The organism is Ferruginibacter sp. (assembly GCF_031430955.1).
GTDB lineage: Bacteria > Bacteroidota > Bacteroidia > Chitinophagales > Chitinophagaceae > Ferruginibacter.
This window is the reverse complement of record NZ_JANPCM010000657.1, coordinates 1-1,828: the sequence shown is the minus strand read 5'-3', so window position 1 is coordinate 1,828 and position 1,828 is coordinate 1. Positions and strand designations below refer to the sequence as shown.

Here is a 1,828-nt window from a genome sequence, read left to right as displayed (position 1 = left end):
GTTTAAGTTCATTTTTTTCGTTGATAAAAAATTCCAGCCATGCTTCTCCGGGTAATTTCATTTCTGCATACAGCAGCAGTCTTTTATCTTCTTTATTTGCAATAAGCACTCTCCAAAAGTCAAGCGACTCTCCCGGATATAATTGTGTTGGGCTTCTTCTTCCCCTTCGTAAACCAACACCACCAACCATTTTGTCCATCAGTCCTCTTATTCCCCAAAGCCATCCACCATAATACCAGCCATTACTGCCACCAATGCGCCATATTTTGTCCAGTGTATTTTGCAGGTCTGTTACCTTTTGTTTTCGTGTATCCTTAAATGTACCTTCCTTGGGAACCTGCAAATGTACTGTTACACCTTTATATAAAATATTACTTGTGGCCGCATCTTTCCAACTGCTTAGTACCTGGTCATTCTCAATTTTTACAAATGCCAGTTCAATAGCTTTTTCGTAAGCAGTGGTTGTAATGTGAAGTATTTCTCCCAAATTATTTGGTTTACCTATTACTTCAACTTTCATACTGTCCACCAAATTTTTGGCCAGTTGATAGCTGGTAGATGTAACAAAGTATAACCAGTATGATGACAAACGGGGAGTTAAAACAGGCAATACTATTATTTTTCTTTTAAGGCCTCTTACAGCAGCAAACCTCAATAATAATTCTTTGTAAGTAAAAATTTCGCCGCTGCTTATATCAAAACTATTGTTTAATGCCTGGGGTAAATTAATAACTCCCTTTAAATAGGCCACCACATCTCTTATGGCAATAGGTTGCGTTTTTGTGTTAAGCCATTTAGGTGTTATCATTACGGGCAATTTTTCTACCAGGTCACGTATTATTTCAAAAGATGCACTGCCGGAGCCAACAATGATTCCAGCTCTTAAGGCGGTGAATGCGTATGAATGATTTCCTGTTTTTAAAATTTGCTCCACCTGAAGTCTTGATTGAAGATGTTTAGATAAATGACTTTCATTGACAATGCCGGTAAGGTAAATTACCTGTTTTACATTTGTTTGTAACATCCTGTTTTTAAAATTTTCTGCAGATGCCGCTTCCATTTTTTCAAAATCGCCATTGTGTGTACTCATGGAATGTACCAGGTAATAGGCTATATCAATGTCCGAAGGAATATTTTGTAAAGTTTCTTCCTGTAAAAGATCAACTTCTATCACGGAGATATCAGGATCCTCAAACCTTTGAAGATTGAAGCGGCCTTTATCCCTTACGCAACAATAAACATGATGATCTGCTGCAAGCAATTCAGGGAGTAAACGTTGAGCAATATAGCCGGTGGCACCGGTAAGAAGGATTTTCAAGTTGAAATTAATTGTAACTGTTTAAAACACATCTAAAAATTAAAAGTTTAAAATATCTTAAAGAATAACTTTTTTGTAATGAAAATCTTTTTTGTAAAAATAAAATCTGGTGTTACAGTAAGAGGCAACATTTACCTGGGACTTAGTTTTTGAAAACTACGCTCAGCTATTTCGTTAATTCTTTTTTGCCTGGTTTCTGTTTTTTTTGCAAGAACCAATCATTGCAAAACAACTTTTTTTACAGACTTACTTAAACTTATAAAAAAAGCTTTTGACCCTGGTTTACTTTTGAATGCCGCAGCTAAATCTTTAGGTATTTTTAATTCTTCCACTTCATCTAAAATTGTCCATGAGCCATTTTGTTTTGCTTTTTCAATACTTGCAAAACCTGCTGCTGTCATCAGTCCTTTTTCAACCAGTTGATCAATTTTTTCTTTGTTTACTTTGGACCAGGTTCCATTGGTGTATATAATAAAGTTACGTAACTTAAAATTTAGAAAAGCTTTCATC

At 35.3% G+C, this 1,828-nt stretch carries 2 protein-coding genes; both read right to left on the bottom strand.

The genetic code is table 11. The features are described from left to right. The coding region (locus ACY65O_RS18630) for a DUF2867 domain-containing protein (RefSeq protein ID WP_462222363.1) at positions 1-1,318 on the bottom strand (1,318 nt) is incomplete at its 3' end. Positions 1,319-1,536: 218 nt separating this feature from the next. Continuing rightward, positions 1,537-1,828 (bottom strand): YdeI/OmpD-associated family protein (locus ACY65O_RS18625; protein ID WP_462222362.1); only part of this gene is annotated, 292 nt, incomplete at its 5' end.